We start from the raw sequence: 25,109 nt of genomic DNA on the forward strand, positions 1-25,109 counted from the left end.
AGAAGAACCCAATATCTCCACGACAAGATGGCGCTCGGTAGCCAATCACAAAGATTTGGTTTACTATTTTGAAACAGTGACTAGTCCGGGAACTTTCTGGATCAATCTAAAAGATTTGGATCTGAGCGAGAAAGGTAAGGTTCTCAAACTTGATGTCGAGCAAAACAAAACTTACACTGGACTGAGCAATGGACACCTTAAAAAAGCAGAACCCTTTAAATTCATGGGACTGTGATCAAGCGGTCGTAGTCATTGCCGAAGTTGCTGTCATCACTTTGCCTGATGACGATGATTTATAAAAAGCTATTTCTGGCACCTACGCCAGAAATAACTGATTTGTTTTTTGTTGAACTTTTTTGAAGGGAACTTTGTTCAATTCTTAAAAAAGAAGAAATGAAAGCACAAATCGGACTCGTTATCACTGCAGTTGCTGGAGCAGCACTGCTCGTATATAGACGCTGGAAACAACGTTCTGTACAGGAATCAACCGAACAGACAGATCACAAAAACACGGGTAACCTCACGAACCCACCTTCCTGGTATCGCCCGCTTAAAATGCCCGAAATGGACAGCACTGATATTGTATCATTGCAATATGCTCCCGCAATGGCATCACCGGATAAAAACGATGCGGCGCAAGGGATTAACAAAAATATCGCTTATTACCATAAAGGCAATAGACATCAATAAGGTAGTCTTACAACTACCTCATTGATACCTCACAATCATAAATAACTACCAGGACGGCATACAACTGCGCTACTTTTGGACACGAATCCAATCCCCAAACTACATCCGTGGGGGTAGATAAAGTCCTACGAAACTTTTGCCCGAAATTGTCCGCTTTCGAACAAAGACCGTTCGAGTTCGAACATGCAACTCATTAGAAAAAAACTTTAACACCTTATTTTCAACACTTTATTTTATTGGCAATGAATTAGTAAAGGTCAATCCATAAAAACTTCATATGCTTGCGAATTATTTTAAAATAGCCTTTCGTCATCTATCGAAGAATAAAGGTTTTACAGCGATAAATAGTGTAGGGTTAGCTTCTGGAATGACAGCTGCCATATTGATCATGCTATGGGTAAAAAGCGAATCATATAGCCTAGATGAAGTCCTTCATGAAAATTGTTCCATTCGAAGGTGTCGCATATTGAAGTGAGATGAAATCCTGTCCCGGTTGTCCGTTCCTGATAGGTGACAAATTTTTTGCTATTAAAATCACGGATAGTTGGCTCAATTTGTTCAAGGAGCAGTCTTTTCAGTAAGTCTGCCTCCTGTTGGGATACGGGGACTGTCGGCTTTGTTCCCGACTCATAATTGTTAAAAATTTCTTCGGGAATATGCCCTTTTACATCAGATCCGATATGAATCAATTTATGCTGTGTGGCAATGATGTGCCCAATATTCCATATCAGGTTGTTACTGAATCCTTCCGGAATGTGATTGAGCTGTTCCAATGAATAGTTTTCAAAAAACTTGAGGTAAGCCATTCTGCTCGTTTTCTATGCGTTAAAGAGTGATTCCATATCGTGCATTACATTTGGCTGAGTTATTATTACTCCCCTATTTTTGAGTTGTTTTAAGCTTATTGCTGCCCTTTTTATCGCTAGGACCTGCAGCAGGAATTGCCTTGTATTTTTCAATAATTCTTGCAGCTTTTTTCTAATGGCAAAGCTTCGATCTGGTGCAAATATACCTAAAAAATGGGCCCTTGACATCCTGAATAATCTTTTGTTCGGTTACGAGGGTATTTTCCATTTTTAGTCTATATTTGTGCAATCGACAATTATTAACAATTTTGATTATGCACCTGAACACACGCGTCCTATTTTTATGGCTATTGCTAAGTTTGCCTATTTTAAATTACGCCCAAAACTGCAATTGTGAATCCAATTTTTTGTGGGTAAAAAAAACTTTTGAAGAAAATGATGCCGGTTTTCAATATACCATCAGCAAGAAGGGCAAGGATGCCTATGAATTGCACAATAAAATGTATCTCGAAAAAGTTAAACACTTGTCCAACAATCAGGAATGTGCTACATTACTCAATCAATGGATCCGTTTCTTTCGTAATGGACATATCGGCGTAAATTATATTGGAAAAACAAAGAAAGGCGAAAAGGTTACCGAACAAAATAAGCAGCCTATTGAAAAGGACCTAAATCCATTAAACGCCACAAAGCCATTATTCGAAAAAATAAATGAAAACACGGTTTACCTCCGAATTCCTGATTTTGAAATAACAGAAAAAAAAGCAATTGACAGCATTGTATTAGCCAACCGAGCAACCATCTTATCGACCGAAAATTTTATTATTGATGTCAGAAATAATCCAGGCGGAAGTGATGCGAGTTATGGTAGCCTTATCCCCTTCTTATACACGCAGCCGATTAGAACCGTAGGTGCATTATTTTATTCGACAGATTTAAATAATCAACGCATGTTGGAGCTGAGTCAAAACCCCGATTTTGACGAGGAGTCTAAAAAGACGTTCAAAAACTACTACGAAAAATTGCAGGCCAATAAAGGTGAGTATGTCGATTTATTCAATAAAAAAGTAAACATAACCAAGATGGATACCATTCAGCCTTATCCCAAAAACATAGGGATCGTTATCAATGAAAATAACGGGAGCACGACAGAGCAATTTCTATTGACCGCCATGCAAAGTAAAAAGGTGAAATTATACGGTAGAACAACCAAAGGGATGCTTGATATCTCGAATGTAAATATCGTTACATCACCCTGTGGCGATATTGAACTGTACTATGGATTATCTAAAAGTTATCGTATTCCAGACTTCCCTGTAGACGACATCGGATTACAACCTGACGTATATATTGATAAAACCATTGATCCTTCGAATTGGCTAGATTTTGTGCGCGACCATCTCAATGGAAAATAAGATTAAGATAAAAAGTTTAGTTACATTTATTTTTTTTTGCAATCTGCATCACAGCGGATATTCCCGGCTCTAAACTTTTCAATTTTAGCGCCGGATCCATAAAAGAAGCTACATTTCTATTAAAATTGTCCGCAAGTGGACCAGGTTATCATTTAAACTTAGTACATCCTCTTTCGTATTTTTTTCGTATATTATCTCACTATGAAAATAGTAGACATCACAAAAGACACTTTAATCAGTGCTCAGAAAGAAGGATTTACCGTATTAATCACCAAATTTAGTTCAGATCCGTTAAACCCAACCTGGATTGTCGATAAAGTTGAAAACGACAAAATAGAAGCTAGCAAAAAAGCGCTGAGCGAAAGCTACCAGCTATGCTATTCCATTAAAGAAGCTATTCTGACGATTGATAATCGCCCTTTCATCGGAAAGTTACAGCTAAGCCATTCATAGCGCTTGATCAATACATCATCCCATGCACAATCAGCAGCATGTATTGTTTCATAAAGTAGGTGAGCTAATGCATAACAAAGAGGATTACTGTGAAACATGCGTAAGAATTATTAAAGCATGATATTTTTTTAACCTAGCGGACCAAACTATCCTTAAGTTTGGTCCGCTTCCTATTTCTGCTTTTCCAACTCATTCAATCACTTAGTGGCCTGAACCAACCTTAAATTCTAAAACTACGCTTACCTAACTTTCTCTACTAAATCATAGCGATCATCAAGTTCAAATGGCTTTGCCAGCAAAACATCTGCTCCGCATCGGCGGCAACTCTTTCTCCTCTAGCGCTTGCTGACATTGGCAGAAGAAAATAAAAAACTTTGTTTTTCAATAATTTATAACTACATTTGAATAATAATCAGGCTTCTGCCATTACTTCTTCTGACACTTTCGAGTTTACTCTTTCTTCTCAGTCTTCGTTTTTCCAGCTGCTATTTTGTTATCAACATATGAAGTTAATTGCCTTTCAGATTGATAGTGTCAATACGAAAAATTACAAACTTCATTTTTTGTTGACAGATCGATTTATCCTTTACCAACGCGTATGGTTAAAGGAGAGGTATGCTGCAAAAGCGTTCTAATAAATACATAATTTAATACATATATACAATGCAACAAGGAACAGTAAAATTCTTTAATGACACCAAAGGTTTTGGTTTTATTACACCAACAGATGGCGGTCAAGATGTTTTCGTACACTCGTCAGGTTTAATCAATCATGTACGTGAAAACGATACTGTAACATTCGATCTAGAGAACGGTAAAAAGGGCATTAACGCAGTTAATGTGCGAATAGCATAATTAAGTAGGAAGTTTAAAAACTTCTTTAAGTTAAGTTCAGCAGATAACATTCATGTTATCTGTTTTTTTTTGTTAAAAAATCAGGCAAAAACAACCGCCTAAGCCCCCTACTAGCCTACATTGCTATCAGCTCACTGATAGCATTACTTTTGTTCTGTTTCTCCTAACTGAAAATTGCGCGTTCCCCTGTTTTTTGTATCCGCTTTTTTCCTATATTTACGCGATAAATTTCAATAGAAATGACGAAAAAGAAGGCTATAGTTATTCAAGATAATGAAGATATCTTGAATATCATGGATGAGGTCTTAGTTGATGAGGGTTTTGATGTGATCCCATCGCTTACAACTGAACCAATAGAAGAGCTTGCAGATATTGATCCCGACATTCTTATTGTGGATGACCATATTAAAGGAAGTAAAAAAGGATCCGAAGTGATCAAAGAACTCAAAACTGATCCAGATACCGAAGAGCTTCCATCTGTCCTGACATCGACAGCCAACGATATTGCGAAAGTTGCAGCGGACTGTAAAGCCGACGATTTTATTCAAAAACCCTTTGATTTAGATCATATGGTCGATGTGGTTAAAAGAAATAGTTAAAACAGCATAAAATATACCTGACCTACGGAGCGCTATAAAAGGGACTATACTTGAAACGCAAGTCACATTATACATGCCCGACAAAATAATCTCAAGAATATTTCTCTCCAGATCGCCAAGAAAAAGATTACTGTTTTTACAGGTGTCTCAGGCTAGGGCAAGTCATCTTTGGTCTTTGAAACGATAGGTGCTGAAGCCCAAAGGCAGTTCAGCGAAACACAGGGCAGTTTTATCAGAAACCGGCTGCAGCACATCGGTGTTCCGGATGTGGACAAAATCGACAACCTGAATGTCCCTATTATTATCAATCAAAAAAGATTGGGCGGTAATGCACGCTCGACTGTAGGAACGGCTACCGACATATATGCTTCCTTGCGCTTGCTTTTCTCGCGCATGGGGATACCCTTTGTAGGCTATTCAAGCGCTTTTTCATTCAATAATCCTTTGGGCATGTGCAAGGCATGTGAAGGCCTTGGCATTGTGCAGACCATTGATGTAGATAGCCTGATCGACAAACAAAAATCGTTGAACGAGGGGGCTATCCGATTTCCGACCTTTCAACCAGGTGGCTGGCGCCTGACACGCTACACCCAATCAGGCTATTTTGACAACGACAAAAAACTGAACGATTACACGCCGCGGGAATGGGAGCTCCTTCTGTATGCAGCCGAACACAAACCCAAACAGCCTGATCCCGAATGGGGAAAAACGGTCCAATATGAAGGTATTATCCCCCGCATTGAAAAAGCATTCCTCAAAAAGCAGTCTAAGGAAATCGTGAGCCGAAAAGAGGCTTTAAATACCATTATCGTTACCAAAACTTGTCCTGTATGCCAGGGAAAACGGTTGAATGATACGATTCTGTCTTGTAAAATAGCGGGCAAAAACATTGCCGACTGTACGGCTCTTTCGATCGATGAGCTGTTGGCATTTGTTGCTTCTTTACCATCCAACGCTTTTGATGTTATTCTTACCGAACTGAAAAAGAAACTGCAACATATCGTCAACATCGGCTTACAGTATTTGACCTTGAATAGAAGAACAGATACGCTGTCGGGCGGAGAAAGTCAGCGCATCAAAATGGTCCGAAACCTGGGGAGCAGCCTGACGGATTTACTCTATATTTTTGACGAGCCGAGCATCGGACTACATCCGATGGATTTACAAAATATCGCCGCAATAATTAAACAGCTGCGAGATAAAGGCAATACCGTTTTACTCGTTGAGCACGACCCCGATTTGATCCGCATAGCCGACCATGTAATCGATATGGGGCCAGAATCGGGAAAAAACGGTGGCGAGATTGTCTATAACGGTACGGTTGCGGGACTGAAAACATCAACAGGAAAAACAGGGCTGTACTTTGCTAAAGTGCCCGAAATTAATCATAAACCACGATCAGCAAAGGGCTACCTCGAAATCGAGCATGCCAATCTGCATAATCTGAAAGACAACGATGTAAGCATTCCCCAAAAGGTGATGACCGTAGTTACTGGCGTGGCGGGTTCGGGCAAGAGTACGCTGATCAACAAAGCGCTGCCCCAATTTTATCCCGAAGCCACCATTATCGACCAGTCGTTATTTTCAACGGGTGCACGCTCCAATCTATTGACCTACCTGGGCTTATCTGACGCGATACGTACCCTGTTTTCAAAAGCAAATCAGGTATCCGATAAGGTTTTTAGTCGAAATAGCCTCGGCGCCTGTGAAAACTGCAAAGGTATCGGTATCGAAAAAATTGATCTGGCCTTTATGGATGATATTGAACAGACCTGCGAGGTCTGCGGTGGCTCTGGCTTTAAGCCAGCAGTCTTAAAATATCATTACCATGATAAAAATATTGTTGCGGTGATGGATATGACTGTAGCAGAAGCCTATGATTTTTTCCCGGACAAACTCTACCGTCAGTCGTTTGATATGTTACTCCAACTGGGACTGGGCTATCTTACTTTGGGGCAACGGTCAGACAGTTTTTCGGGTGGGGAAAGACAACGGCTCAAACTGACCAAAGAACTCAAGAACTCCAACAAGATTATCGTCCTCGATGAACCCAGCACCGGCTTACATCCAAACGATACCGAAAAGCTATTAAACTTTATCAATAACCTGGTGGATAACCGCAATACATTGATCGTTATCGAGCATAACCTCGATGTTATCGCCCAAGCGGACTGGATTATCGATATTGGGCCCGGAGCGGGCAAGTATGGCGGAAATGTGGTGTTTACAGGTACGGTTGCTGATTTGCTAAACGATACGGTCTCGCTAACGGCAGCCTATTTAAGGCAACATATCCATTCCGAAAAATGATTATATACGTAAAAGCCGGGTAAAATAGGAATAAGTTCGTCGCTTCTGAGACCATAAAAATATGGATCAGCTCCATGGACGTTTTGCCCGTTTCCTGCTTGAGCAGGTCACTTTAATTCTTTTCTATCTTCCTCCACCCGGTCCTAGGTGTCCTCCTAAATTACTGACCATAGCTGATAATGTAAACGATGAAGTAACCGTTGGATTGCTAAATGTTCCACTTAAGTATAGTCCGTTAAACGCATTGGCTTCCGCAACTGAAGATACATTTACGAGCTTGTAGGATGCACCTACTGAAAAGCTAGCATTGGAGATCAGTAATGTTGAAAAAGAAACAGGCGATTTAAATGTCAGGACCTCATTGTTGTCCTTGTCAAGAACACTATAGATCTGACTAGCTTGACCGCCACTTAAAATTGCCGAGGGCTGTGTAGAAACACTTGCAGTTGGAGAACTTGTGGCTCCTCCCACGCCGACCATAAGCCCTCCGGTAATCTTAAAGGTGTTGTTATCACAATCGAACCCTTCTTCCGGACTCTTTGCCCCGATAGCAAAAATATGTCCACCTGTAATTGTCATCGTTCCATTGGAATCTATACCATCGTTTGTGGTACTATAGGCTACGATTGTTCCTCCATTAATATAAATTGCTTTCCCGGCGTTGATCGCATCATCGATAGCTTTGATGTAAATTTCACCATTATTGATGCTAAGGGTCGCCTTGCTCTCAATTCCCTCCCCACCTGATCCAGTGGTTTCGATATTTATTTTTCCGCCATTTATAATCACATCGGGTATTATAGTTTCGTCTCCATCCTCATAGGACGCAACAATACCATCGTCAGCAACTTTTAAGGTGATTTCTCCTCCATTGACAATAATCCGACCTTTTTCAGCTTCAATACCATCAGAACTTGCCACGATATTTAATTTCCCGCCATCAATATAAATACCGTCGTTACTGTGTAAGCCATCCGAAATAGCATCGGAAACTTGGATCGTACCCTCCACAACGCGTATATAATCATCACTGGCTATGGCGTGCTTCGTTTTGCCAGAAATAGTTAATGTGCCGGTCCCAGAAAATATCAATTGCCCTTCACTAAAAATTGTGCCTTTTTGATCTTCAGCAGATGTTGCATAGCTAGCTGCATCTGTAAGTTTGTTTTCCGTCCCGTCGGCAAGTATGATAAATGCGCTTTTTCCAGACTGAATATTGATTGCAGGGCCGTCGTTATTTGTAATAGAGACCGCATTTAAGATAACCTTGAATTTCTTATCCGAATAGATCTTGAATGATCCACTTGTTGTTGAGCCTGTTAACTCATAGGCAACACCGCTTGCAGAAGAGTTTACAACGACATCAGCTCCAGTTTGAGTGACTGTAACCCCGGAAGCTGGATTTTCAATAGTGACCGAATTGCCATCGTAGTTTATTTTTACGGTACTGTTGAAAGTGGAGTTTGCTATAAGATCATCGTCGTCCGCTCCAGTCTCCTGGCTACCTTCAACCGCGCCACTTTTTGAAATCGAGCTAATGTTTATCGCAGTACCGGTTTCGATAACCTCCCCTGACTCTGATTCTGTTTTTTCATCTTTTGAACATGAAGCTATGGAGACTCCCACAATCAGTACCATTCCATAAAATATGACTTTCCTTAACATAAGTTTACCTTTTATTGTTTCAAAGCTAACAACAACAAGTGTTAATGAATATTAAGGAGTGTAAATTAGATTAAAATTATGTTAATTAAATACTAAATTAACATATACAACTGAATGTACACCTCTTGGCATTAAAACAATACTGCGGATTTCTTGGTAAATTTCTTTAAATCCCCCGCAGCAGGGTGACCTTTGAAGGGCACATAATAGTGATTTGGTTTATCCTTTTCATAAGCATTCCGCCAGAATAATATCCAGGCCAAGCCTTTATCTTTGACTAAAGGGTAAACCACCTGGGTAAAATAAGTCGGATCTTTGACACCTTCGAGCCCCGTTTCTCCGATTGTCGGAATTTTCCCGGATCTGGCGGCATAGTCCGTTACAATGGCAATATTTTTTGCCATAGCAATTTTGTATTTTTCAATATCTTTGGGCTTACCATCTCCGGGTACATAACAGTCAAATGCGACCAGGTCCACATAAGCATCGCCGGGATAACGTGTTAAGAACTCAGCTTCATTTTCGGTTTCAGATGGCGAATAACAGTAAAGAAGGTGATGGATACCGTGTTTCTGCTGAAAGTAATCGACGGTCATTTTCCAGAGCGCCTTATATTCCTCAGGTGTACACTGTTTAGCCCCCCACCAAAACCAAGATCCAGTATGTTCGTGATAAGGTCTCAGCACGACCGGTATTAAAGCCCCTTGATTATCCTTTAGACTCAACAAAAACTCCGCGGTCCGGTCTAACCATTTTAAGTATTTTATGTGGTTGCTTCCTGCTGGAAGAATGGAGCGAACGACAGTGTCCTGCGCACAATCCCAGGCGTTTTTGCCTGACACGATGTTATTGGCATGCCAGCTCAAGGTCGTTATACCGCCACGTTTTTGCGTATCCACGATGTAGCGGCGCATGTCGTCAAAATACACGGAATCTAAATTGTACGGTTTGCCAAGTTCAATATCCCCTATTTCCCAGCCAATGACAGTGGGGTGCTTACCAGCCACATCCTTCAGATCACTGCGTCCTTTCACTTTATACCAGCCATGGCCATAGGCCAGCGCATCCTGATGTCCTACAGAAATCCCTTTTGCACGCCTTGAATTGATTATTTGACAAAGATCTTTAGTTTCTTCGGTCGCATGAAGGTCTGCCGGCTGTTGTGCCCGGAGGCTGAATACAGCTACGGTAAATGTACCACATAGGATTAGCTGTCCAAGATATCTTTTTATTTTAGTCTTTCTCATTTTGCTGCTGCATTATAAATAAGTTTATTGTTGTTTAAAAGAATGATATCCGCTGACTGGCAAAATTTCTTAAAATCTGCTGCTGCCGGATGATCTTTGGTAGGTACATAATAATGAGTCGAAATATCGTCTGCGTTTCGCCAGAGCATGCAATAAGCCAGTGGCCATTTTGCCAGTATCGGTTGTAAAATCTGTGTAAACCAGTTTGGATCGGTAATCCGTTCGAGCCCCGTTTCGGTCAATGCCGCAATCTTACTTTTTTCCTGGGCTATAGCCGAAACAATTCCCATCTTGAACGCTGCTGCTGCTGGATCATTTGCACCATCGGGGCGAAAATCCCAATAATTGTCCATACCTAGAATATCGACATAATCATCGCCCGGAAATTGCGCAAGATATTCCGTCCGGTCCCGAAACTTACAGTCCGGAGAGAATGCAAAGAGCAACTGGTGTATGCCCAGATCTTGCCGAAGATAACTAACTGTATAGCGCCATAAATGAATAAATTCCGCCGGAGTGGCATGCCCCTTCCCCCACCAGAACCAATCGCCATCGAACTCATGAAAAGGTCTGAAAATAATCGGAATAGCCTCGCCCTTCGATCCTTTACATTGCGCTAAGAAAGCACCTATTCGACGTAGGTAAGACTGATAGGCAGCATTAGACCTGCCTCCGGGTAAAATTTCGCTCACCGCGAGCTGTGGGTTATTTTTCCATTCATAGGAGCCACCGTTTACAGGATTTGACATGTGCCAGGAGAACGTAATAATCCCCCCCCTACGATACATGTCCTTGACCACATTGACCAGTCTTTTGGTTTCACTTTCCCGATAGGCCTTGTCCTCATGAGTCAGCGGCTGAAAATCGAGGCCCAGCAATACGGGGTGACTTCCTGTCACTTCTTTTATATCACTACGGTCTGGCTCTCCCTTCCAATGCCGTCCATAGCAAAGCGCATCCTGCTGGCCTAGAAGGACCTTTCCTTGCGATTGGACTGATTTTAAGTATTTGTACAATGCGACAGTTTCGCTAGTGGCCATACGGTCAATAGGGCCATTGGTCTGCGCCGAAAGACTATAGTTCACGAGCATTGCTACCAAGACCAAGTAGAAAACAACGTTATTGTTCATCATTTTATTCCAAAATTTTCGATCATTTCCAGACACATGCGTCCATTATGATAAGGGCACTTCCAGAAGCCTGCCTTATCTTCAGCTCTATTTACTTCCCCGTTTTCAAGCCTACTCCAATACCACTCGCCCTCCTCGCTATCAATTAGATTCGACTGGATATAGGCCCATATACCTTCTGCCTTTTCCTGATAGAGCTTGTCATTCAGCAGCTTCCCTAGGTATGAAAATCCGAGCACAGCTTCGGCCTGTACCCACCAATGGCGATCGCGGTCCCAATGTGCATTGTTTCTTTCATAAGCGAGACTACCATCGGGCAAGATCCCTTCCAATGCTGCATGAGCAATATGAGGAATGACAGTTTTCACTTTTTCCTCCAGATCCAGATCACCCAGTACTTTGGCCGCCTCCAAGAGTAGCCAGGCAGCTTCAATATCATGTCCAAAGGATTGCATCTGACCTTTTACCTGCCATTTTGCATCAAAGAAAAGCTGCAGGTGTCCGGTAGCCTTACTATATATCCGTTCCAGGAATAAGGATATCAAATCAGTATGTGCCTTTACCAAATCTGCATCGATCCATACCCGAAGTAGGTTGGTATAAGGTTCTAAAATATGCAGGTGCGTATTCATGGTCTTAGCTTCGTTTTCATCTTTCTCGCTGAGACGCATATCGGCAATAGGCTGCCAATCCTCGGTAAATGCCTCCCAGTAACCACCCAATTCATCGTCTTTACAGCGTTCGATCTGATAAAATTGTTTCTTTGCATAGTCCAGGGCTTCAGTACAGCCCGTTGCACGGTAATATTCCGAAAACGCATAGAGCGCAAACCCTTGTGCATAAGTCTGTTTTTTGCGGTTTACGGGGCGGCCTCGGAAATCAAGTTCCCAAAATACTCCGCCATATTCTTTATCCATAAAGTAGTCCCTGAGGTACAGGTATGCGCGTTCTGCGATCTGCCGGTAGGTACTGTGGCCCAGCACACGGTAGGACGCAGCAAATGTCCACAGGATCCGGGCATGCATGACGACGCCTTTGTTGGCCATCCTATCCAGTACATTGTCACCGTCGATGCGGCCATAAAAACCGCCATGCTCCGTATCAACCATTTTATCCATCCAATACGGAATGATATTATTTTCAATTTCTTCTTTAAATCCTTTCATTGCTTTTCTTCATTACACTTTAGATTAATTGCGACGCTCCTCAAGCTCCGCAGTAATCTTTTGCATCCTCTTTTCTGTCAGCGGATAAAAGCTGATAAACAGGATTGATAAGAGTGTTCCTATTGCCGGAAATAGGCTCAAAAACATTTTTATACCACTAAGCGTCTCCTCGGACTGTAGTTGATTGGCCTGGAAACCAAAATAAGCCAGGAGCCAGCCCGTTACCGCTGTTCCAAGTGCCCAGCCCAATTTTTGGCTCATGGAAGAGGAGCTAAAAATTAGACCTGTTGCCCTATTGCCTGTCTTCAGCTCTGAATAATCCACGCAGTCGGCATACATCGACCAGAGTAATGGGAATACCGCTCCAGCGCAGATACTGATGATGACCTGCAATGCAAAAATTTCCCATACCTGGCTTTTGTCGAGCCAGTAAAACAGTATGCTGCCAACAGTTGCCAAGAGCATGGTTAAGATAAATGTATTTTTCTTTCCAATTTTGTTGCTTACTGGAGCCGCCAAAATAACACCTAGAATATTGGCGGCCTGCCCCAATGCAAGGTAGAGTCCACTCAATACAAATGGAATGTTCAGAAGTACGATCTGGCCATAATTTTCTTCGTGTACGTAATATTTGAAATAGTACAGTGCTGCGCCATCCCTTACCGAATTGAATACCAACGTGGAGACTCCCGCTCCCAATAAGATCCACCAAGGACTATTATTCAGCAGATCCCTGACATCCTGCTTTAAACTACTTTTACTATCCGTTACTGGTTGGACCCGTTCGCGTGTCCAAGCAAAACAGAGCAGAAATAGAACGACGGAGCAGAGCGCTATAACAGCCACTGCCATCACCCAGCCCTGCTGCTGGGCCTGAATATCCTGCCTGTGGCCACTGAAAAAATTGACCATTGGATTGAAGAGCAATAACGTTACGAAACTACCAAGATATGCAAAGCTCATTCGGAAGGTGGCCAGCACACTCCTGGTTTTGGGCGACGAACTTATTACCCCCAATAAAGACGCATAGGGCACATTAATAGCCGAATAAACCATCATCATGACCGAATAAGTAAGATAAGCATACACAACTTTTCCACTTTCAGCGAGTGCAGGGGTATAAAACGTGAACACACCAATTACACCAAATGGTACCGCAACGTACAGTAGGTAAGGTCTGAATTTACCCCATTTCGATCGTGTACGATCGGCCAGTACACCAATAATAGGATCAAACAAAGAATCCCAGACGCGCGTGACCAGAAACATGGTACCGACCACTTTTGCTTCCATCCCGAATATATCTGTATAGAAGAACATGAGATACATGCCAAACAATTTCCAGAACATGGACGAAGCAGCGTCCCCTAGTCCACAACCGATTTTTTCCTTTAATGTAATACGTTCCGTTTTACTCATCATTCTCGTTTTGCAATAAATTTAAACATTTTATTGTGCTAAGTTCTTTGAAATAATCCCGACAAGTGTTTCAACCGATGTTTTTGATCGCATGCCATCTCCAGTTGTAGACAGGCAGTAGTCCAACAGTTTTTCAACCGAAGACACGGCCACATGCATACGGGTATCACTCGAGGCATAATAAAGATAAACTGTACCATCATCATCTGCAATCCAGCCGTTACTAAAAAGCACGTTTGAGACATCACCAACGCGTTCCTCACCCATTGGAGCCATCAGATGACCTGCCGGTTCGGCAATCAGTTTTTCCGGCGCAGCAAGATCAGTCAGATAGACATACAGGACATAGCGCAGTCCAGCAGCACATGCGCGCACGCCGTGCGCGAGGTGCAACCAGCCTTTGTCTGTTTTGATAGGTGCTGGCCCTTCTCCATTTTTCAGCTCTTTGATCGTGTGGTAATACCGATGGTTTATGATTCTTTCCTCGTATACTATTGCATTCTCCATGCTATCTACCAAGCCCCAGCCAATACCGCCGCCACTTCCGGTATCGATAAATCCATCCTGCGGGCGGGTATATAAGGTATATTTACCGTCGACAAATTCGGGGTGCAGAACCACATTTCGCTGTTGGCTCTTGGATCTCAGATCCGGTAGCCTTTCCCAGTGTTTTAGATCTTTTGTCCGCACGATTCCTGCTGCGGCCACTGCCGAAGAAAGGTCTCCGGAAGCCGCTGCCGGATCTTTCCGTTCGGTACAGAAAATACCATAAATCCAGCCATCTTCATGGGCCGTCAGGCGCATATCATAGACATTTGTATCAGGATCATTCGTCTCGGGAAGATCGACCGGAAAATCCCAGAACTTAAAATTGTCAATTCCGTTTGCGCTTTCAGCTATTGCAAAGAAGGACTTACGGTCATTTCCTTCGACCCGTACGACCAATACGTATTTATCGTTCCACTTGATAGCACCGGCATTAAAAGTTCCGTTAATACCAAATCGTTCCATCAAAAATGGATTGCTTTTCTCATTTAAATCATACCGCCAGAAAAGCGGGGTATGAGCTGCTGTCAAGACAGGATGTTCATAGCGCTGGTAAATACCGTTGTGCTCCTTCACAGGATGGTTTTTTCTTTCTAATAGGGCAAAGTGATCTGCTTCAACATCTTTTAGACGTTGTTCAAATAGTGTACTCATGATTCGAATTAAATATAAAGTAAGTTCTTTTTTATGTTTTATTTATCTTGATTGTTCAACATGGAGGACACGTTTAAAGAGGTCCAATCCAGCGACATGAAATGCATTTCCGGTGCTATGGCCATGCAATGGAAAAGCCATCCAGGATTTTTCACTTTTCACCTGATTATACGCTGCAAAATTGATATGTGGCGGGCAAACATTATCCTGCACCCCGATTCCCATGACCAATGGCACCCGGATACGGGAAGCCAGATTTTTAATATCAAAATAAGAAAGGGTCTTGTACACCTGTTTCCAGCTCAGTTCCGGGTGTTGAGCCCTGTAGTGATCTACATCCGATTTTGGCCAGGGTGCAATGTTGAAATAATCCTGAAAATCCGATAGAAAAGGAATACCAATTGCCAGTGCTTTTACACGTGAATCCAGCGATGCCGCAACAACCGACAATGCACCACCCTGACTCGATCCACGCACAGCAATACGTTCACCATCAATTTCATCTCTTGAGCTGACAAAATCCAGTGCACGCAGCACATCCATAAACGCCCCGCGATAGTAATACGTTTCTTTACTGTCTATGCCATAGGTAAACCAAGTACCGAAATGATTTGATTTTTCATTCAATGCCTGTCCCCGGATGGAAAGTACAAAATAGGCGAATCCATCCCAGCTCTGATTCGGAAAATAAGGTTTTGATCCATAGCCCATATATTCGACAATGACCGGGTGCTTTCCTGCCTTTTTAGGTTTAGCGTAGTAGCCCATAATAAGCTCATTATCCAGCGAACGCATGGACACATGGTACATTTCATAATCCAGCTTGGACTGCTCCGGAATCAACATCAACTGATAATCAGGCTTTATGTTAGCGAGCTGGGCTTTATTTGCTTTCCAGAATTTGTCAAAATCTGCTGCCTCATCGTTTGGCGAAGAAATCTTTTCAGGCTCATAGCCCACATTGACCTGTTCTTCCAGTTTGTGTCCACCGTCGATCTCCACAGACACCTTATAGCGGTAAAATCCCGGTTCGACATTCTTTAATCCAAAGGTACCCAAAGGAGCTGTTGCATGCGCAGGAATATCGACCTTCAATTCCTGTGATTTGATCGGTTTGTACGCATCCGTCGTCAACGAAATTTTCAAGGTTGCCTTCAGTGATTTTTTACCTCTATTTTCTATCGTTGGCGCTATAGCGATACTATCTTTGCCCAGGAAAATATAATCGTCATCCTGGACATTGACTTTCAGCTTCAGTTTATCCACTGTTGAGGCCGGTTGTACCTGCATAACCGCTGCATTTAAGAAGCCGCCATTGGCACTCCAACCATCAAAAAATTTGATAGCAATCACATTTTCACCGGTAAGGTCAAGCACTTCCAAGGGGACGAAATACCGGCGTTCATGATCAAAGTAGCCAGCGAAATTATGTGGAAATGCTCCCGTTTTACCAACTAAATGACCATTGACATACACTTCCTCACAGGCGGCAAATTTACCGAGATCAATTTGGACACCTTCAGCCTCGACAATTTTTTGCTGCATTTGGGCAGGAAAAGCCAGTTGCTTGCGATACCAGCCAAAGCCCTGTTCCAACAATTTCCCCTGTTCTTTGAGCGGTTTGTTGGATACGACCGTTGCCCAGTGTTTATCCCGGTAATCTTTCGTGTTCCAGCTGCTGTCCCTTCCCTCACCGGCATGAAACCTCCAATCGGTATCAAAATCATGTGTTGCGCTATTTTTAGGCTGCATCTGTGCGTGACATTCTAGTAGGAATGCTGCTCCGCACAGCGACATTAACAGGGCAGTTTTTATAAAGTTGCTCATTTATTGATCGTTTTTAAATCTTGTCTCACCATTTTTCCCCAAGGCTTGAGCTGCTTGTCAGACCAGCCATTTGCCGGCACCTGCTGATCCGCAATCATGGAGCAGCTTTCATTTTTATCAGCGATAGACCAGGCTATCCAGCTGATTTGATGCTGAGCCATCCATTCCTTCCAGATTGTCCATTCCTTTTGATCTATCGGTCCGTCACCATCGGCATTCATCCCTGCACATTCCGACACAAAAATCGGAATACCTTTGGCCAGGGCATAATCAGCACGGTCACGTAGAAACTGCTTATGTGTACCTGCATAGAAGTGTACTGTATACATCAGGTTGCTGAATCCTTCGATAGGGTTATCAGCGACCAAGTGTATATCCTGATCCCAATTGGGGCATCCGACCAAAATGATATTATCTGGGTCTATGGCCCTAATAACGGGGATCACTTCCTTTGCATAGGCTTGAATTTCCTCCCAGCTTGTCTCCATGGGTTCATTGAATATCTCATAGATGACATTTGGATAACGCCCGTACTTGTTCGCTACAGTGCGAAAGAATTCCTTTGCCTGCTGCGTATGCAGATGGTGTGCATGCCAATCCACAATCACATATACGCCCGCTGCTATTGCCGCATCGACCACGGCATATAATTGCTTGAGCGCTGCCTCAGGATTTTGTAAGTAAGCCTGGTCAGGCTCTACACCGATAGCAGCACGGACCACCTGAACATTCCAGTCTTTTTTAAGCCAATTGATGGTCTCGGCAGTATAAAAGCGCGGCCACCAGTTGTGCCAGCCCAGGCTGACACCATGAAGAGCCAGCGTATCGGCGTGCGCATCGACAAGCGCTGTACCCGATACACGGAGCTGACCGTGCCTGGCGACAACTGTTTTGGAATTAGGCTTGGGGTTGATCCATGCAGATCGACAGGCCACCGTCAGCAACATAGTTACCATCAGTATGCAGTATACATATCTTTTCAACTGAGCTCCTATTTTTTAACGATCCTGAAATTGCACACGCTGAAGTCGTCATTGACATCGACCGTAGGTTGGTAAGAGAAAACAAAGGTATTCCAACCCGTTTTCAGATAGGTCCCATTACCCTGGGAGGCATCTTTATAAAACTCTGTCAAATCAACGCGCATCGTCTTCCATTGGCCATACGTATTCAGGGCACCATTCTCGGCAGGATTGTAACGTGTCTCCTGTCTGTCGCCGCCCAATATAAAATTCCCCTGGCTAATCGAAGCCGTACTTTTGGTGTTGATTTCAAATTTGACATAGTAATCTTTGGGATTGGCCAATACCGCAGCTTCATTCAAATCAAAACCTGACCAGAAAATACCGTTCCAGGACCAGGCACCAAAAGATTGACGGATCCGCAAAAAGCGATCAAAGCCGGGCAAAATGGCGGGGTCACCGCTTGCTTTTCCATCGGTTACGTAGGCGGACAAAGATTTGATATCCAGCATGGAAATTCCTTTCTCTCTAAATTTTACTTGTCTCGGTACCTCAATCAGTGGGCTGGAAAACGATAGCGTTGCACCATCGGCCGTGCTGGAAGGAAAAATAAAATAGACAGAGTCAGCGACACTGCGAAGAGGTTTGATTTCAGTGTTATTAAGTAAGAATTTTCCCTCCAATGCATCCAATTTATAGAGATCCAAATATTTCCCCACGAGAATGGCCGTATCTCCAGCAGCAACAAACTCATTGTATAGCCCTTCAATCACCAAATTGGGAATTTTCACTTCAAAAGGAAATTCCGTAATTCCTTTTGCTGTCTCCACAGTGATTTTATTATTTACTTCAGTCGGAACGATACGCGGTATAGGTAATGTAATACGGGATCTGACAGCATAGACCGTCGCTAGGTCCACCGCTACATCGTTTAATTTTATAGACTTAAGCTCAGCAAGATTATTACCCTGTAAGACGATCATATCTGTAAGCGCTGCATTGGTAATTGTCGCATTGAGATCTGCTGCTGTTGAGACTTTTTCGATAACAGGTGGGCCATCTGAGCTCAACTGATCGTCGTAGCCGTCGTTGTAGTTAACAATATCCTTCTGGCAGGAGATCATTCCTATGGAAAGGCAACCTGACAATATGCTAAATAATATGGATTGATTTAATAATTTCATGGTTATTCAAATTTAGGTTTACGTTAGTTCCAACCGGGATTATTTGAAGTGATTGTGGTATTGACGCCCACTTCAGAATTGGGGATTGGGTAAAGCAAATGCTTTTCAGTGCGTATTTTCACAACCCCCACCTCATCGGTTCCACCAATTTTATTCATCACATCAAGGTAAATCCCCCAACGGATCAAATCCCAGCGGCGGTCGCCTTCCAGTGCAAATTCCATTGCTCTCTCCTCCAGCACTGCAGAGCGGAATCCGCTTTGATTATCGATATTTCCATCTCCAGTGAGTCTACGGGGTGTCGCATTGCTTCTTTCGCGTACCTGATTGAGCTTTGCCAATGCCAATGTACGTGCTGCAGTACTGTTGTCTGCCTCATTGGCTGCCTCTGCATAGATGAGTAACACATCCGCAAATCGAAGGAAATACCACGGGGCATCTGTACGTTCCAGCTTATTGTTGCTCACATCACTATATTTTGTGAGATAAGCCAAAAAGGCCGGTGATTTTTCACTTCGGTATTGTGCGCCGTCATTAAACGGTGCTACCGGCGGTACCCAATTACCCTTATCATCGGTATAACCCTTTGCTTTATTCGTATACTCTTCGTTATTCGGGTAATACGATCCGCCACCCCAGCTGGAATCATCTCCTTGTCTGATCCAGCGGTGAATCACCCCTTTTACCACGCGCAAATCTTTGCTTTCAAACAATTTATACCAGTGATCGCGCATGCCCCACCATAGCCCGGTCTGTATGTTGCCTTGATCATTGAAGGTTCCATTATAACCTTGTGAAAAAGTGACCCCATATTTTTCATCAGCAGACATAGACTGTAAAGTCCATATATGTTCGGTTTTATTTTTATTGGCGCGCGACCAGAGATTATCATAGCTCAGCAAACTATAATTGCCATACTCTCCATTAATGACCTGCAGCGCCTTGTCACGTGCTTTACCAAAATACTCTTTTGCATTAAATCCTTCATAACCGGCAACGACCTTTTTAGAGACCACAAAAGATACAGGATTGGTGTACACCTTTTCACTGCCATTCATGCTGTAAGGCTGCCCTCCTCTTACGGTAACGTTGCCCGATGCCAAAGATCCTGAAGCCATAGTGACATAAACTTTTGCCAATAAGGATGCGGCTGCTCCTGCTGAAGCTCGCCCTTCCTGAAATTTGCTATCCGTGTTTTTATAAAGCAATCCTTCAGCCTTGGTAAGCAATTCTATGATATGCTCATACACCTTACTGACCGGCTGGCGTGGCTGATTGAGATCGGCACCCGAGTTGACGGAAGCATTACGGATGGGCACTTCGCCAAAGGCACGTACCAAAAGAAAGTAAGAATAAGCCTTTAGGAAATAGAGCTCACCGATCCCGTTGTTTTTGGCTGCTTCCGAAGCTTTGGTCATGGGTTCGATATTTTCTAGCGCTAAGTTTGCCCGATGAATAATCGCATAAGGCTTTTCCCACATAGCAGAAGTATATTCATTGTTCTGAAAATTTCCTGCCCCCAAAGTTCCGAATGACCAATCCGGTCCAGTCATGTAATCACAGTCAAATTCCAGTGCTGGAGGAAAAAGGTTCCAGCGAAACATATCGTCAAGCAGTTTGCTATAAGTTCCTACAACCCATTGGTTGACCCCTTCATCCGAATCCGGAATATCTTGCGGATCTATAAAATCAAACTTTTTTTCTTCCAGCATTTTCTCACATGAACTTAATCCCGCAAGACTGATCGATGCCAATAAGGCATATTTTATATATTGTTTGTAATTTTTAGTAGTCATGATCATCATAATTAGGTTAAAAATCGGCTTTAATTCCCAGTGAGAAAGTTCTGCTACTTGGATAAGAATAAATATCCACGCCTTTTCGCGAAGCGTCACCACCAAATGCATTTACATCCGGGTCAAACCAGCTATAGTCTGTGATAGTTAAAAGATTGGTCGCACTTGCATAGAGATAAAGCGAATTAAGTCCTTTAAACGGTGCCTTAAATGTATAACCCAGATTGACGTTCTTTAGCCGAACATAAGAGCCATTTTCAACATAACGATCCGAGGTTAACATGGTACGGTTGTACGTGGAGACCGCTTTAGGCCATAAAGCATTTTCCTTGTTTTCTTCCGTCCAGCGCGTGCTATAAATATCCTGTGTGATATTACCCAAATTGGCCATTTTCATATCGATCAGGTTGCCATTGAAAATATCGTTACCGATAGATCCCTGCCAGAAGAAACCGAGCGTGAACTCCTTATATTTAAAATTATTGGTCAGACCAAAAACGAAATCTGGATTTGTATTTCCGATTATTGTACGGTCACTAGCTGTAATTTGACCATCACCATTCAAGTCGCGGTATTTAATTTCGCCAAGTTTGGACCGCACAAGGGCATCGCTGGCATTAGCATAGGTCTGATCTGCACGAACTTCGGCTTCATTATCGTAAAAGCCATCTTCGATATAACCGAACATAGAACCTATCGGCATGCCATTTCGCTGGATAAAGATATTATCGGCATTGTACCATAACCGTTCGGCAAAACGATCTGCTGCAAGACCGCCGATTGCATTCCTATTGAATGAGATATTAGCATCGATATTCCATTTAAAGGCATCGCGGTCAACAGCAACGAATTTACCTGTTAACTCAAGCCCCTTATTGGTGACATAGCCCGAATTGACCCACTGTGTTCTCATTCCGTTGCTTGAAGCAATATTTACATTCTGTAACAGGTCATTAGTCTTTTTGTAATAGGCATCGATCGTAAATTGGATACGGTTATTTAGAAAGGCCATGTCCAATCCTAGGTTATACTGGTCTGTGGTCTCCCATTTGAGATTTTTATTTAATGCACCGCGCCAGTCTACCTCCGCAAAACCACTGCTAAGCGCTCCGCCCAAAGGATAGTTGGCTACGGCCAGATAAGCTCTTGTCTGATACGCATTGACGCCCTGATTACCCGTACGCCCGTAGCTTGCCCGCAATTTTAGATCATTGAAAACACCAAGATTTTTCACGAATTGCTCCTCAGAGATTCTCCAGGCCAGTGCTCCGGAGAGAAAATTGGCAAATTTCTGTCCTTCGGTCAATCGGCTCGAACCGTCACGGCGAAAAGACGCTGTAGCGATGTACTTACCTTTGTATGAATAATTTGCCCTAGCTAACACGGAAGCCAGCTGCGTCCGCCCACGGCTACTCACCAAAGGGCCCGGATTTAAGCCCGCAGCCATATCAAACTCGCCTGTAATATCATTCGGAAAATTGGTGGCTGTCATGGATTTGGCCGAGTAATTTGCCTGCTCATAGGTAAAACCTGCTACCGCATTTAGGCTATGAACTTGCTGAAAAGTTTTGTCAAAAGTTAGCAAGGATTCACTCGTTAGACTCTGGTACCAATTGTCGCTCTGTCCGGCACTTCCATTTTTTGGTGTTCTTCCCTCCTGCGTATTGCGGTTATAATACGTATTTCGGTTATTATTGGAGTACGAAAATCCCAAGTTCTGGCGGAAGGTTAAGAATGGTAATAGCTTGACACTTGCGTACGACGAACTGAAAACATTGTTAGCCCGCAGCTGATCCTTCGCTGTATTGACATAAACCCCCGGGTTGGAAGCCAACCAGTTCAGCTGATCGGACTCTATGGTACTCATGTCAGGGCCATAAGTCACAGGAAATATCAATGCCGAACGAATAATCCCGTAATCGTATGCATTTGATTTCGCAAAATTCGTGAGTCCATTTGTATAGTTGATATTGGCACCCAGTTCAAGCCAAGACCTCACTTTTCGACCGATATTAGTACGTAGGGCAACGCGTTGGTAATCTGAGTTTTTTATAGTTCCACCCTGATTCAGAAAATTTCCTGAAAACATGTGCCAACCTTTTTCACTGCCACCTGATACACTAAGATTATATTCTTGGGAAAATCCATTTTGATAAATTTCATCCTGCCAGTCAGCCCCTTGCACCAATGTCTGATTACCATACTGATCGGTACGCAGCCCCTGATTTAAAAAATCTTCCGGCGAGGGCTGATATTTTCCCGATGTCGTTACCGGCTGACCGTTTATTGTCGGATAGGACCAGGTGCCCGGATAAGGTAATAGCTGATAATCCACTCCTTCATAATTTTTACTATTGACAGCCTGTTCGTTAATATAAGATGCATAATCGAAAGGTCCGAGCATTTTGACTTTCCGTCCAAGTGTGGCCATTCCAAAATTAGCATTTAGCTCAACCTTTTCGTTTCCATTTTCACCTCGCTTTGTTGTAATCAATACCACCCCATTTGCGCCCCTTGAGCCATAAATAGCTGTAGCGGAAGCGTCTTTTAGCACTTCGATCGATTCAATATCATTGGGATTGATCGATGCAAGCGCATTGGCGGTTTGGTTATTATTTTCATTGGCACTGCTCGCTGGTGTAGAAGCCATGTCAAAGGGAATTCCATCAACAATATAGAGGGGCTGTGAATTTGTTGAGAAGGAGTTCGTTCCCCGTATGGTAATAGAAACACCTGCGCCAGGAGCGCCATCATTCTGGTTGACTGTAACGCCTGCCATACGCCCCTGTAGTGCCTGATTGATACTGGGAGCGGGATTTCCCGCCAAAATATCAGCAGCCTTCACTTGGCTTACGGCTCCGGATAGATCTCTTTTTTTCACTTTGCCGTAACCTACTACGACGACCTCGTCCAAGACATCCGATTTCGGATTTAGAAAAACTTTGATTGACTCCCGAGTGGTGACTTTTAAAGTACGAGTCTCCATACCTAGAAACGATACATAGAGATTATCCCCTACACTGACCTCAAGTTGGTAATTTCCCTTCTCGTCTGTCAGCGCAGTTTTTCCTGCGCCACTGCGCACTGTCGCACCGGCTATTGGTAAATTGGTTTGTTGATTAATTACCTGTCCCGATAGCTGCAGTTTCTGGGCAAAAGTAAGCATCGGAGTAAGGCCAGCAACCATACAGGCATAAAAGATTTTCTTGATCATTTTTGAGTTCCCTTAAAATTGGTTATTTAAATTGCTTTAACTTATTCCAAAACTAAGGAGAATGCATATTCAAGGATAATACTTTTTTATCTTCTTCTCATGCTATTTCAACCAAAAATGGCTTTCATAACTTTTTAAAGTGAGGTATGGCCTATATTTTTTTAACAGCATGTATGGCTTGCTGTTCACAAATAGAATTTTGAATTTCGATATTTATTCCGGAAGTCCGTTGGAGTTGCCCCCTTTTTCTTCATAAAGATCCGATTAAAATTGGACAGATTGTTAAACCCCGACAATAATGCGATTTCGGCAATACTGTGTGTTGTATCGACAAGCATGCGGCTGGCGTGTCCCAAGCGAATATCATTTAGGGTATCGACAAAAGTTCTGCCCGTACGTTGTTTAAGGAATCGACTTAAAGACACATCCGTCATCCCAATCAGATCTGCCGCTTCACCGAGAGACACTTCTTTCTGATAATTTTTAGAAAGGTAACGCAATACTTTTTCGACACGACGGCTATCGTGTTTTCCGGTACTACTATGGAAAGAACGGCTGCAGAGTTCCCTCATATTTTCATCCTGCGACAACTTAAATAGGATATCGTACAAACCAACGACAGAATAAAAGCCGTCTTTTTCATGGGAGAGCTTTTTTATGGCTTCCTGTACAACCAAAATTGTTTGCATACTGAACGTCACGCCGTACACCGCTTTTTCGAACAATTGTTTAATCGAACGAAATTGATTTTTATTGAGCAGCGTTTCACCAAATAAATCTGGCTGGAACTGTATGGTGATCTCCGAAATATTGGTAGACTGACATTTGTGATCAAACCACCCGTGCTCCAGATTCGCATTTGCGATCAGTGTTAATTCAAGTTCTTCGATTTCCTCTATACTGTCCCCTACGATGCGTTGTGCGCCAGCAGCATTTTCAATGAAATTGAGCTCAAATTCTGAATGCACATGAATTGGAAAATCAAAACGTGACTTCTTTCTGGCAAATACCATGAAACAATCTTTATCGGATAGTGGTGTGACTTCTCTTAATATCATAGACAGAATTGAAAGGCGAATTGGACTTAAATAATAAATGTCCAAATGTCGTTTATTTTTTTTGAATAAAAAAATAGCTGGTGGCGGACAGTGCCATCTACCGATCATGCGGC

20 protein-coding genes are annotated in these 25,109 nt (G+C 42.9%); 7 read left to right on the plus strand and 13 right to left on the minus strand.

Annotated elements, in window-relative coordinates:
• The first annotated feature begins 55 nt into the window (after nucleotides 1-55).
• Together AACH28_RS05145 and AACH28_RS05150 are read left to right on the plus strand one after the other, a co-directional pair.
• Nucleotides 56-235, plus strand: a complete 180-nt coding sequence (locus AACH28_RS05145) for a hypothetical protein (protein ID WP_145328375.1) — start codon at nucleotides 56-58, stop codon at nucleotides 233-235.
• Between the two features lie 158 nt (nucleotides 236-393).
• Nucleotides 394-690 (plus strand): hypothetical protein, encoded by a 297-nt coding sequence (locus AACH28_RS05150; protein WP_112374623.1) that lies wholly within the window; start codon nucleotides 394-396, stop codon nucleotides 688-690.
• 386 nt (nucleotides 691-1,076) lie between these two features.
• On the opposite strand, the gene AACH28_RS05155 is transcribed toward AACH28_RS05150, so the two are convergent.
• Nucleotides 1,077-1,496: a DinB family protein gene (locus AACH28_RS05155; protein ID WP_341832398.1), complete on the minus strand. Its 420-nt coding sequence runs from the start codon at nucleotides 1,494-1,496 to the stop codon at nucleotides 1,077-1,079.
• A 314-nt stretch (nucleotides 1,497-1,810) separates the two neighbouring features.
• Between AACH28_RS05155 and AACH28_RS05160 the strand changes: the two genes are divergently transcribed.
• The 5 genes from AACH28_RS05160 to AACH28_RS05180 all read left to right on the plus strand — a co-directional run bounded on the left by AACH28_RS05160 (nucleotide 1,811) and on the right by AACH28_RS05180 (nucleotide 7,128).
• Nucleotides 1,811-2,911, plus strand: a complete 1,101-nt coding sequence (locus tag AACH28_RS05160) for a S41 family peptidase (RefSeq protein ID WP_341832399.1) — start codon at nucleotides 1,811-1,813, stop codon at nucleotides 2,909-2,911.
• Between the two features lie 201 nt (nucleotides 2,912-3,112).
• On the plus strand, nucleotides 3,113-3,364 hold the full coding sequence (locus tag AACH28_RS05165; protein ID WP_075992363.1) for a hypothetical protein: 252 nt from the start codon (nucleotides 3,113-3,115) through the stop codon (nucleotides 3,362-3,364).
• 663 nt (nucleotides 3,365-4,027) lie between these two features.
• Entirely contained in the window at nucleotides 4,028-4,219 is a 192-nt protein-coding gene (locus AACH28_RS05170) for a cold-shock protein (RefSeq protein WP_070566563.1), read from the plus strand.
• 239 nt (nucleotides 4,220-4,458) lie between these two features.
• Entirely contained in the window at nucleotides 4,459-4,818 is a 360-nt protein-coding gene (locus AACH28_RS05175; RefSeq protein WP_341832400.1) for a response regulator, read from the plus strand.
• Between the two features lie 168 nt (nucleotides 4,819-4,986).
• Nucleotides 4,987-7,128 carry an excinuclease ABC subunit UvrA gene (locus tag AACH28_RS05180; RefSeq protein WP_341832401.1) on the plus strand — a complete coding sequence of 714 codons (2,142 nt, stop codon included), beginning with the start codon at nucleotides 4,987-4,989 and terminating at the stop codon, nucleotides 7,126-7,128.
• Nucleotides 7,129-7,251: 123 nt separating this feature from the next.
• Here the strand turns inward: AACH28_RS05180 and AACH28_RS05185 are convergent, their stop codons facing one another.
• The 12 genes from AACH28_RS05185 to AACH28_RS05240 form a co-directional block, all read right to left on the minus strand.
• On the minus strand, nucleotides 7,252-8,793 hold the full coding sequence (locus AACH28_RS05185; protein WP_341832402.1) for a carbohydrate-binding domain-containing protein: 1,542 nt from the start codon (nucleotides 8,791-8,793) through the stop codon (nucleotides 7,252-7,254).
• Nucleotides 8,794-8,924: 131 nt separating this feature from the next.
• Entirely contained in the window at nucleotides 8,925-10,040 is a 1,116-nt protein-coding gene (locus AACH28_RS05190) for a glycosyl hydrolase (RefSeq protein ID WP_341832403.1), read from the minus strand.
• Nucleotides 10,037-11,173, minus strand: coding sequence for a glycosyl hydrolase (locus AACH28_RS05195; protein WP_341832404.1), 1,137 nt, complete (start codon nucleotides 11,171-11,173; stop codon nucleotides 10,037-10,039). The genes AACH28_RS05190 and AACH28_RS05195 overlap by 4 nt, the downstream gene beginning before the upstream one ends.
• On the minus strand, nucleotides 11,170-12,336 hold the full coding sequence (locus AACH28_RS05200; protein ID WP_341832405.1) for an AGE family epimerase/isomerase: 1,167 nt from the start codon (nucleotides 12,334-12,336) through the stop codon (nucleotides 11,170-11,172). Before AACH28_RS05200 ends, AACH28_RS05195 begins: the two co-directional genes overlap by 4 nt.
• 24 nt (nucleotides 12,337-12,360) lie before the next feature.
• Nucleotides 12,361-13,758 carry an MFS transporter gene (locus AACH28_RS05205; RefSeq protein WP_341832406.1) on the minus strand — a complete coding sequence of 466 codons (1,398 nt, stop codon included), beginning with the start codon at nucleotides 13,756-13,758 and terminating at the stop codon, nucleotides 12,361-12,363.
• 27 nt (nucleotides 13,759-13,785) lie between these two features.
• Nucleotides 13,786-14,955: a glycosidase gene (locus AACH28_RS05210; protein WP_341832407.1), complete on the minus strand. Its 1,170-nt coding sequence runs from the start codon at nucleotides 14,953-14,955 to the stop codon at nucleotides 13,786-13,788.
• 42 nt (nucleotides 14,956-14,997) lie between these two features.
• Nucleotides 14,998-16,782: an acetylxylan esterase gene (locus AACH28_RS05215; RefSeq protein ID WP_341832408.1), complete on the minus strand. Its 1,785-nt coding sequence runs from the start codon at nucleotides 16,780-16,782 to the stop codon at nucleotides 14,998-15,000.
• A complete protein-coding gene (locus AACH28_RS05220) occupies nucleotides 16,779-17,765 on the minus strand; it encodes a glycoside hydrolase family 5 protein (RefSeq protein WP_341832409.1) in 987 nt (328 codons plus the stop codon). Before AACH28_RS05220 ends, AACH28_RS05215 begins: the two co-directional genes overlap by 4 nt.
• An 8-nt stretch (nucleotides 17,766-17,773) precedes the next feature.
• The gene (locus AACH28_RS05225) at nucleotides 17,774-18,928 is read right to left on the minus strand and encodes a glycan-binding surface protein (RefSeq protein WP_341832410.1); all 1,155 of its coding nucleotides are present in this window, start codon (nucleotides 18,926-18,928) and stop codon (nucleotides 17,774-17,776) included.
• A 23-nt stretch (nucleotides 18,929-18,951) separates the two neighbouring features.
• Complete coding sequence (locus AACH28_RS05230) at nucleotides 18,952-20,724, minus strand: RagB/SusD family nutrient uptake outer membrane protein (RefSeq protein ID WP_341832411.1); 1,773 nt, start codon at nucleotides 20,722-20,724, stop codon at nucleotides 18,952-18,954.
• 16 nt (nucleotides 20,725-20,740) lie between these two features.
• Nucleotides 20,741-23,938 carry a TonB-dependent receptor gene (locus tag AACH28_RS05235; protein ID WP_341832412.1) on the minus strand — a complete coding sequence of 1,066 codons (3,198 nt, stop codon included), beginning with the start codon at nucleotides 23,936-23,938 and terminating at the stop codon, nucleotides 20,741-20,743.
• Nucleotides 23,939-24,123: 185 nt separating this feature from the next.
• A complete protein-coding gene (locus AACH28_RS05240) occupies nucleotides 24,124-24,996 on the minus strand; it encodes an AraC family transcriptional regulator (protein ID WP_341832413.1) in 873 nt (290 codons plus the stop codon).
• Nucleotides 24,997-25,109: the final 113 nt, after the last annotated feature.

It is taken from the genome of Sphingobacterium thalpophilum, from assembly GCF_038396785.1.
Lineage (GTDB): Bacteria > Bacteroidota > Bacteroidia > Sphingobacteriales > Sphingobacteriaceae > Sphingobacterium > Sphingobacterium thalpophilum_A.

Excerpts from the sequence above, each read along its gene's own strand:
- AACH28_RS05205 (WP_341832406.1), bottom strand. The coding sequence starts at position 13,758 with ATGATGAGTAAAACGGAACGTATTACATTAAAGGAAAAAATCGGTTGT.
- AACH28_RS05230 (WP_341832411.1), bottom strand. The coding sequence starts at position 20,724 with ATGACTACTAAAAATTACAAACAATATATAAAATATGCCTTATTGGCA.
- AACH28_RS05170 (WP_070566563.1), top strand. The coding sequence starts at position 4,028 with ATGCAACAAGGAACAGTAAAATTCTTTAATGACACCAAAGGTTTTGGT.
- AACH28_RS05160 (WP_341832399.1), top strand. The coding sequence starts at position 1,811 with ATGCACCTGAACACACGCGTCCTATTTTTATGGCTATTGCTAAGTTTG.
- AACH28_RS05215 (WP_341832408.1), bottom strand. The coding sequence starts at position 16,782 with ATGAGCAACTTTATAAAAACTGCCCTGTTAATGTCGCTGTGCGGAGCA.
- AACH28_RS05225 (WP_341832410.1), bottom strand. The coding sequence starts at position 18,928 with ATGAAATTATTAAATCAATCCATATTATTTAGCATATTGTCAGGTTGC.
- AACH28_RS05210 (WP_341832407.1), bottom strand. The coding sequence starts at position 14,955 with ATGAGTACACTATTTGAACAACGTCTAAAAGATGTTGAAGCAGATCAC.
- AACH28_RS05195 (WP_341832404.1), bottom strand. The coding sequence starts at position 11,173 with ATGATGAACAATAACGTTGTTTTCTACTTGGTCTTGGTAGCAATGCTC.
- AACH28_RS05185 (WP_341832402.1), bottom strand. The coding sequence starts at position 8,793 with ATGTTAAGGAAAGTCATATTTTATGGAATGGTACTGATTGTGGGAGTC.
- AACH28_RS05155 (WP_341832398.1), bottom strand. The coding sequence starts at position 1,496 with ATGGCTTACCTCAAGTTTTTTGAAAACTATTCATTGGAACAGCTCAAT.
- AACH28_RS05165 (WP_075992363.1), top strand. The coding sequence starts at position 3,113 with ATGAAAATAGTAGACATCACAAAAGACACTTTAATCAGTGCTCAGAAA.
- AACH28_RS05240 (WP_341832413.1), bottom strand. The coding sequence starts at position 24,996 with ATGATATTAAGAGAAGTCACACCACTATCCGATAAAGATTGTTTCATG.
- AACH28_RS05150 (WP_112374623.1), top strand. The coding sequence starts at position 394 with ATGAAAGCACAAATCGGACTCGTTATCACTGCAGTTGCTGGAGCAGCA.
- AACH28_RS05235 (WP_341832412.1), bottom strand. The coding sequence starts at position 23,938 with ATGATCAAGAAAATCTTTTATGCCTGTATGGTTGCTGGCCTTACTCCG.
- AACH28_RS05175 (WP_341832400.1), top strand. The coding sequence starts at position 4,459 with ATGACGAAAAAGAAGGCTATAGTTATTCAAGATAATGAAGATATCTTG.
- AACH28_RS05190 (WP_341832403.1), bottom strand. The coding sequence starts at position 10,040 with ATGAGAAAGACTAAAATAAAAAGATATCTTGGACAGCTAATCCTATGT.
- AACH28_RS05200 (WP_341832405.1), bottom strand. The coding sequence starts at position 12,336 with ATGAAAGGATTTAAAGAAGAAATTGAAAATAATATCATTCCGTATTGG.